General features: G+C 69.3%; 10 protein-coding genes and 1 pseudogene. 5 read left to right on the top strand and 6 right to left on the bottom strand.

Annotated features, from left to right (window positions below):
* Positions 1-179: 179 nt before the first annotated feature.
* Entirely contained in the window at positions 180-455 is a 276-nt protein-coding gene (locus P1P75_RS37855) for a winged helix-turn-helix domain-containing protein (protein ID WP_319263975.1), read from the bottom strand.
* A 164-nt stretch (positions 456-619) separates the two neighbouring features.
* Between P1P75_RS37855 and P1P75_RS37850 the strand changes: the two genes are divergently transcribed.
* The 3 genes from P1P75_RS37850 (at position 620) to P1P75_RS37840 (ending at position 2,579) form a co-directional block, all read left to right on the top strand.
* Entirely contained in the window at positions 620-922 is a 303-nt protein-coding gene (locus P1P75_RS37850; RefSeq protein WP_319263973.1) for a hypothetical protein, read from the top strand.
* On the top strand, positions 919-1,179 hold the full coding sequence (locus P1P75_RS37845; protein ID WP_319263972.1) for a hypothetical protein: 261 nt from the start codon (positions 919-921) through the stop codon (positions 1,177-1,179). Before P1P75_RS37850 ends, P1P75_RS37845 begins: the two co-directional genes overlap by 4 nt.
* 68 nt (positions 1,180-1,247) lie before the next feature.
* Positions 1,248-2,579 carry an acyltransferase gene (locus P1P75_RS37840; protein WP_319263970.1) on the top strand — a complete coding sequence of 444 codons (1,332 nt, stop codon included), beginning with the start codon at positions 1,248-1,250 and terminating at the stop codon, positions 2,577-2,579.
* On the opposite strand, the gene P1P75_RS37835 is transcribed toward P1P75_RS37840, so the two are convergent.
* Together P1P75_RS37835 and P1P75_RS37830 are read right to left on the bottom strand one after the other, a co-directional pair.
* A complete protein-coding gene (locus P1P75_RS37835) occupies positions 2,560-2,952 on the bottom strand; it encodes a hypothetical protein (RefSeq protein ID WP_319263969.1) in 393 nt (130 codons plus the stop codon). The genes P1P75_RS37840 and P1P75_RS37835 overlap by 20 nt on opposite strands.
* The gene (locus P1P75_RS37830; protein ID WP_319263967.1) at positions 2,949-3,230 is read right to left on the bottom strand and encodes an Arc family DNA-binding protein; all 282 of its coding nucleotides are present in this window, start codon (positions 3,228-3,230) and stop codon (positions 2,949-2,951) included. Before P1P75_RS37830 ends, P1P75_RS37835 begins: the two co-directional genes overlap by 4 nt.
* A gap of 69 nt (positions 3,231-3,299) precedes the next feature.
* Here P1P75_RS37830 and P1P75_RS37825 point away from each other — a divergent pair.
* Positions 3,300-3,719, top strand: a pseudogene (locus tag P1P75_RS37825) (DUF5753 domain-containing protein); the annotation flags it as partial.
* Positions 3,720-3,726: 7 nt separating this feature from the next.
* Positions 3,727-3,951, top strand: a complete 225-nt coding sequence (locus tag P1P75_RS37820) for a DUF397 domain-containing protein (RefSeq protein WP_319263965.1) — start codon at positions 3,727-3,729, stop codon at positions 3,949-3,951.
* A 111-nt stretch (positions 3,952-4,062) separates the two neighbouring features.
* Here P1P75_RS37820 and P1P75_RS37815 read toward each other — a convergent pair whose 3' ends face one another.
* The 3 genes from P1P75_RS37815 to P1P75_RS37805 are packed head-to-tail and all read right to left on the bottom strand — an operon-like array spanning position 4,063 to position 7,195.
* Positions 4,063-4,896, bottom strand: coding sequence for a sugar phosphate isomerase/epimerase family protein (locus P1P75_RS37815; RefSeq protein WP_319263963.1), 834 nt, complete (start codon positions 4,894-4,896; stop codon positions 4,063-4,065).
* Complete coding sequence (locus P1P75_RS37810; RefSeq protein ID WP_319263962.1) at positions 4,893-6,047, bottom strand: dihydrodipicolinate synthase family protein; 1,155 nt, start codon at positions 6,045-6,047, stop codon at positions 4,893-4,895. Before P1P75_RS37810 ends, P1P75_RS37815 begins: the two co-directional genes overlap by 4 nt.
* The gene (locus P1P75_RS37805; protein WP_319263960.1) at positions 6,044-7,195 is read right to left on the bottom strand and encodes a Gfo/Idh/MocA family oxidoreductase; all 1,152 of its coding nucleotides are present in this window, start codon (positions 7,193-7,195) and stop codon (positions 6,044-6,046) included. Before P1P75_RS37805 ends, P1P75_RS37810 begins: the two co-directional genes overlap by 4 nt.
* Positions 7,196-7,299 lie beyond the last annotated feature (104 nt).

The raw sequence follows: 7,299 nt of genomic DNA, 5'->3' as shown, positions 1-7,299 counted from the left end.
CCGCACGCCCGCGGACGTCGAGCTCGCCGCATGAGCCCAGCAAGACCGAATGACCCCACCCCCGACAGGGGTGCCTTGACGAAGGACATAGAGGCACCCTCCAGGAGTTCTGACACCGTGTATGACCCGGGTGAGGGCGGAACGGTTGCACGGTTCCCGGGATTTCCCGGGGTTCTCGGCTAGGCGGGAGACGTGGGCGTCTCGGGGGCGGCGGGTGGCAGGGGGTCGGAGACGAACGAGCCTCGGGCGCGTACGGTCACTACCAACCCCCTGTCCCGAAGGATGTCCAGAGCACGGCGGACGGTGCCCGGACCGACTTTGTGCTCGTGCGTCATGGTCAGTTCGCCCGGTAGCCGCGTGCCCGGCGGGTACTCACCGGAACGAATCTTCCGTTCGATGATCGCGGCGAGCTGTTCATAGACGTACTGCGGTGAATCTGGGCTGATCTTGTCCACCCGTTGACCGTATGCCGCTACCTTGTACCGCGCATCACTTAGTACTACTACCAACCACTACCTACCACTACCGTTGTCGAGGTACAGTCCGGTGAGACAAGGACGCCCCGGCGGGAAGATGACAGCTTCCGTGCCGGGGCTGAGCCGACACAAGGAGTCGACCTGTGCGAAGCCTACTGGCCGCCATCCTCAGCCTTTTCCTGCCGCCTCGCGGAGCGCACCGCTCCCCCGGCCGGTGCCCCTTCCCGGCCGTCTCCGCGCAACGGCCCGCCCACGCCCGCCGGACGCGGCCGTACGCCTCGGACGTGATCCTCGCCGATGACCTCCCCCTGGTCCGGCCCTACCTCGCCGTCTGGGAACGCGAGCGTGACGCCCTGGACCGCAGGCGCCTCCAGCGGGAGCGGCGCCGCGCGGCCGTCCTCGCGACCCTGGGTCAGGACTACGTCCCGTCGGAGGTCGCCGTATGAGCGCGAGGCGTTTCCGCAGTCTCGGTGTCGACCCCGCCACCGGCAAAGAGGCGTTCGTGGCCGCGAGCCCTGGTGGGGTGCTCGAAGAACTGGCCGACGTGCATGCCCTGAAGGCCGCCGCCGTCCTGGTGACGGTCGTCGGGGCCGTACTGGAGGGAGGCAGGTCGTCGGACGCCGAACTCGCCGCCTTCGTGCCGTCCCTCCACGCCGCGCTGGAGGAATGCGTCGGCATCATGGCTGCGGACAGGGAGCGCTGACATGGTCAGGGCCAGAGCCGGGGTCGGCTTGTTCTGACTGTGCGCAATTGGCCGGACGCGTGAAGTAGTTGAACATCGAAGCGGTGGCGCACGTCATGACGAGTATGGAAACCCCCCGTCACGTCCTGTCTGGGCTGGAGCAATTACCGTATGCGCCGGACCGACTATCCTCGTCCGGCGCAGCGGTCCGGCCGACCCGGTTGGGCTGGTTGGATGCTTTGCGCGGCATTGCCGCGCTCGTCGTGGTGTTCGACCACTCCTCGTACTCCTTCATGGCGGAGCTTCGCGGGGAGTTGATGCCGGAGTTCAACACGAGCCGGTACGGCGTCATGGTGTTCTTCCTGGTGAGCGGCTACATCATTCCCGCTTCGCTGGAGCGGCGCGGATGCGTCCGCACCTTCTGGATCGGCCGCGTTTCCCGCATCTACCCGCTGTGGGGGGCCACGGTGGCCGCGCTCATCGTCGCCGACGCTTCAGGTGTCGCGCAGATGCGTGACTTCGGCGGCCAGAACGTCGTCACCGTGGCCGTCGCCCATGTCACCCTGCTCCAGGAGCTGTCGGGTACGCCCAATCTCCTTCTCGTCCTGTGGACGCTCTCCTACGAGATGGCGTTCTACCTGCTGGTCGTCGCGCTGTTCACGCTTCGCCTGCACCGGCGGTCGTCGCTGGTCGCCGCCGTTCTGGCCGTCGTCGCCGCCGTGAGCGTCACGGCCGCGAGCGCGTTGCCCGTCTCCGCCCTCTCCGGCGTGCTCGGCACCGGCCGGCTGGTAGCCATCGCCGCGACCGTGATGGTCGTCGCGATCTGCTGTGCGAGCACCGGGCTACCCGCGCTTCGGGTGTTCGGAGGTCTGCTGGGCGGGGGGCTGGCGCTCGTCCTGGTTTCTTTCAACAGCACGGTTCCCATGTGGGAGGGCCTGGTGATCCTGGCCGTCATGTTCCTCGGCACGGTCGTGTACCGGGCCGAGCAGGGCCAGATCCCCTGGCGGTACGCCGCGGCCACGGCCGCCGTCGTGGTCGTCTGCGCGGTGGGCAGTGCGTACGCGTACGGAGACGGGTCGCATTTCACCCGGCGCGGCTGGATCGTGGCGTTCCTGATGGCGGTAGGCACCTTCGGTGCCGGGCTGGCGTTCCGTCGGCGGCGGGTGCCGCGCCTGCTGGTCGGGCTGGGAACGATCAGCTACTCGGTCTACATGGTGCACCCGGTTCTGCTGGCCGTCAGCGACGCCACCATCGGCCGCCGACCGCACGACAGTCTCGTTCTCGAAGTCGCCTTCTACGCCTTGCTGCTGCCCCTGTGCCGGCTGACCCATCGCTACGTCGAAGAGCCGGGGCAGCGATGGGGCAGGAATCTGGCGCGTCGCGGGAAACCGGTCACACTTCTCAGCGGTTCAGGTCCATGATCCCGACGCCCAGTCCTGCGTAGGGGTCCGGTGCCACCGTGGCGATCAGGCCGCCCATGGGAAGCACCTGGTTGGGTCTCACGGCATGTATGGCGGCCGCGACGCCGAAGTCGATGCCCGCGCTCCCCAGTTCGGCGATTGTCACCGCCATGGCGAAGTCGTCTTCGACGACATGCAGCACGTCCACCAGCACGCCCACGTGGTCGACGATCCCAGCGCGTCGGCGCTCGGCCTCCAGAAGGCACAGGACGGGCACCCACAGCCGCATGTCGTCGCTGGCGGCCGCGGCATGGATGAGGCCGGAGACCTGCTTGTCGCCTCCCAGCGCGAGGAGGGTGGGGGTATCGAGGACGTAGTGCTCGGTCTGGCTCACCGGGACGGCTCCGACTCGGCCGGGCCCACCCGGTGAGCGGCGGAGGCCTCCCGCATCTTGCGGCGCATCTCGGCGGACTCCTCGTCCGACACGTAGTGCCCGAAGCGCTCGGCGAGCAGCGTGCGGGTGCGGTCCGCTCGCTCCTTGATCTGTTCCGGAGTAAGCATCTCCGCCGCTATCCCCTGCATGAGGGCGCGGAGACTGGTGCCCCGCGCCTCAGCCACGGCGGCGAGCTGGTCACGAACTTCGGCGGGTACACGGATCATCACGTCAGCCACACAGCGAGTATACGCCAGGTATACGTCACGTAGGTGGCGGTCGCCGGAGAAGCCTCAGCCCGGTCCGCTCATCCTGCGGAGGGCGGCGAGGCCGTTGTCATTCGAACAAAGCGTGCCCGAATCCTCGACGGGCCGTTGAAGCCGGTCGTTTGGACGCTGCTCGACGAGTCTGTGCTGCGGCGGCGCGTCGGCGGCGCTCAGGTCATGGCCGAACAACTGCACAAGATCGCGGACGTGGTTGAGGCGGGGCGGGTGCGACTGCACGTCCTGGCGTTCGGGGTCGGGGCGCACGCGCTCATGGAGAGCCTGCTTACGCTCATGGGCCTCGAGGACTCAGCCCCGGTGGCCTACGTCGAGGGCCTTTTCACCGGCCACTTGATGGACGATCCAGCGCTGGTCACTGCCAGTCAGACCGCCTACGCTCTAGCGCTGGGCGACGCGTTGTCGCAACACGAGTCACTGGCCCTCATGAGAGCCGCAGCGGAGTAACACGCACATGGTCAGCAGTGAGCACACCGTCTCCGACTTGTCCACCTTCACCGGGTGGTACAAGTCCAGCTACAGCGGCGGCGGTCAAGGCGAGTGCCTCGAAATAGCGCGTGGCCATGCCCGCGTGCCCGTCCGCGACAGCAAGGCCGTCAGCGGTCCGGTGCTCGTGTTCTCGGCGGACGGGTGGGCCGCGTTCGTCGGGGCGCTGCGGGACGGTCGTATCAGGGGCTGAGGCCCTTGAAGTGCAGGAACGCAGCGCGTAGCCGTTTCGTTCGGGTGTCGCGCCCGATCCTCCGGCCGTGGCCCGCCCGTGGGTGGTGGAGGCGGGCGGGCCACGGTTCCGTCAGGCGGCCGTGTGGGTCACGAAGCGTTGCGCCGTCTCGGCGAGTACTTCCCTGCCGTCCCGGGCCCACAGGGCGTCGTTGAAGAGCTCTACCTCGATCGGGCCCGTGTAGCCGGCCTTCTCGACGTAGGTCTGCCACTCGCGCATGTCGATCGCGCCGTCGCCGATCTGGCCTCGGCCGTTCAGGACGCCCTCGGGCAACGGGGTGGTCCAGTCGGCCAGTTGGAAGGTGTGGATACGGCCGGACGCGCCCGCTCGGGCGATCTGGGCGGGGGCCTGGTCGTCCCACCAGATGTGGTACGTGTCGACCGTGACGCCGACCTGGTGGGCCGGGAAGCGTTCCGCGAGGTCCAGGGCCTGGGTGAGGGTCGAGACCACGCAGCGGTCCGAGGCGTACATGGGGTGCAGGGGTTCGATGGCCAGCTTCACACCGTGGTCCTCGGCGTAGGGGCCGAGTTCCGTGAGCGCGTCCGCGATGCGTTCGCGGGCTCCGTGCAGGTCCTTCGAGCCCGCCGGGAGGCCGCCGGAGACGAGGACCAGGACGTCGGTGCCCAGGGTGGCCGCCTCGTCGATCGCCCGGCGGTTGTCGGCCAGGGCGGCCGCCCGTTCGTCCGGGTCGATGGCGGTGAAGAAGCCGCCGCGGCACAACGTCGTCACCGTCAGGCCCGCGTCGCGGACCAGCTTCGCCGTCTCCTCGACGCCGTACGTCCGGACCGGGTCGCGCCAGAGGCCGACGTTGCCGACGCCCAGGTCGCGGCAGGCCGCCACCAGTTCGGGCATCGACAGCTGCTTGACCGTCATCTGGTTGATGCTGAAACGCTCGAGACCGGTCACTGGTTCACTCCGTACAGGGCGAGCAGGTTCTTCATCCGTTCCTCGGCCAGCTTCGGGTCCGGGAACAGGCCGAGGCCGTCGGCGAGTTCGTAGGCGCGGGCCAGGTGCGGGAGGGAGCGGGCCGACTGGAGGCCGCCGACCATCGTGAAGTGGGACTGGTGGCCGGCCAGCCAGGCCAGGAAGACCACGCCTGTCTTGTAGAAGCGGGTGGGGGTCTGGAACAGGTGGCGGGAGAGGTCGACCGTGGGGTCCAGCAACTGCCGGAAACCGGTTACGTCGCCCGTGTCCAGGACGCGGACCGCCTGCGCCGCCAGCGGACCCAGCGGGTCGAAGATGCCGAGCAGGGCGTGACTGAAGCCCTGCTCGTCGCCCGCGATCAGCTCGGGGTAGTTGAAGTCGTCGCCGGTGTAGCAGCGCACGCCGTCCGGCAGGCGGCGGCGCAGGTCCACTTCCCGCTTGGCGTCCAGGAGGGAGACCTTGATGCCGTCGATCTTGTCCGGGTGGGCGGCGATGACCTGGAGGAACACCTCGGTCGCCGCGTCCAGGTCGGACGAGCCCCAGTAGCCCTCCAGCGCCGGGTCGAACATCGGGCCCAGCCAGTGCAGGATCACCGGCTCGGCGGACTGGCGCAGGAGGTGGCCGTAGATGCCGAGGTAGTCCTCGGGGCCCGTGGCGGCCGCGGCCAGTGCGCGGGACGCCATCAGGATGGCCTGGGCGCCGGAGGCCTCGACGAGGGCGAGCTGCTCCTCGTAGGCCGCCCGGACCTCGGCGAGGGACGCCGGGCCGGTGAGCTGGTCGGTGCCGACACCGCAGGCGATCAGGCCGCCCACCGCCTCGGCCTCGGCCGCCGAGCGGCGGATCAGCTCGGCCGCACCCGCCCAGTCCAGGCCCATGCCGCGCTGGGCGGTGTCCATCGCCTCGGCGACGCCGAGCCCGTGGGACCACAGGTGGCGGCGGAAGGCGAGGGTGGCGTCCCAGTCGACGGCGGCCGGTGAGTCGGGCGACACGTCGGCGTACGGGTCCGCGACGACGTGCGCCGCGGAGAAGACCGTACGGGAGGTGAAAGCGGTTCCGGTGCCGGCTGTGAGGGGTTCCGTGCGGGGGTCGTAGGTCCGCAAGGCCCCGCTGGAGTCCGGGAGTTGGATGGTCACAGCGCGATCTCCGGGACGTCGAGGCGGCGGCCCTGCGCGGAGGACTTCAGGCCCAGCTCGGCGAGCTGGACGCCGCGGGCGCCGGCCAGCAGGTTCCAGTGGTAGGGGGCGTCGGCGTAGACGTGCCGCAGGAACAGTTCCCACTGGGCCTTGAAACCGTTGTCGAAGTCGCCGTTGTCGGGGACCTCCTGCCACTGGTCGCGGAAGACCTCGGTGGCGGGGATGTCCGGGTTCCAGACCGGCTTGGGGGTGGCGGAGCGGTGCTGGACGCGGCAGTTGCGCAGGCCGGCGACGGCCGAGCCCTCGGTGCCGTCGACCTGGAACTCCACCAGTTCGTCGCGGTTGACGCGGACCGTCCAGGAGGAGTTGATCTGGGCGATGGCGCCGCCGTCGAGCTCGAAGATGCCGTAGGCGGAGTCGTCGGCGGTCGCGTCGTAGGGCTTGCCGTTCTCGTCCCAGCGCTGCGGGACGTGGGTGGTGGCGATGGCCTGGACGGTCTTCACGCGGCCGAACAGCTCGTGCAGGACGTACTCCCAGTGCGGGAACATGTCGACGACGATGCCGCCGCCGTCCTCGGCGCGGTAGTTCCACGACGGGCGCTGGGCGTCCTGCCAGTCACCCTCGAAGACCCAGTAGCCGAACTCGCCGCGGACGGAGAGGATGCGGCCGAAGAAGCCGCCGTCGATGAGGCGCTTCAGCTTCAGCAGGCCCGGCAGGAACAGCTTGTCCTGGACGACGCCGTGCTTGATGCCCTTCGCGTCGGCGAGCCGGGCCAGCTCCAGGGCGCCGTCGAGTCCGGTGGCGGTCGGCTTCTCGGTGTAGATGTGCTTGCCGGCCGCGATCGCCTTCCTGATGGCCTCCTCGCGGGCGGAGGTGACCTGGGCGTCGAAATAGATGTCGACGGTGGGGTCGGCGAGGACCTCGTCCAGGTCCGTCGAGACGTGCTCCAGGCCGTGCTTTTCGGCAAGCGCGTTCAGTACGTGTTCCCGGCGGCCGACCAGGATCGGCTCCGGCCACAGCACGGTTCCGTCGCCGAGGTCGAGGCCGCCCTGTTCACGCAGGGCCAGGATGGAGCGGACCAGATGCTGGCGGTAACCCATGCGCCCCGTCACGCCGTTCATGGCGATACGCACCGTCTTGCGTGTCACGTCGGTCCCTTCTTGGAGCCCTCTTAGGCGTTGTACGCGGCGTCGCAGGCGGCGTTGCCGCGGTGTGGCGCGCGTTTCGTACGCGGTTGTGCGCGCCGCGTACG

Origin of the sequence: Streptomyces sp. ID05-39B (assembly GCF_033794725.1) — a bacterium.
In the GTDB taxonomy this organism is placed as follows: Bacteria; Actinomycetota; Actinomycetes; order Streptomycetales; family Streptomycetaceae; genus Streptomyces; species Streptomyces bobili.
This window is presented reverse-complemented; position numbering and strand designations above follow the sequence as displayed.

Excerpts from the sequence above, each read along its gene's own strand:
- P1P75_RS37845 (WP_319263972.1), top strand. The coding sequence starts at position 919 with ATGAGCGCGAGGCGTTTCCGCAGTCTCGGTGTCGACCCCGCCACCGGC.
- P1P75_RS37820 (WP_319263965.1), top strand. The coding sequence starts at position 3,727 with ATGGTCAGCAGTGAGCACACCGTCTCCGACTTGTCCACCTTCACCGGG.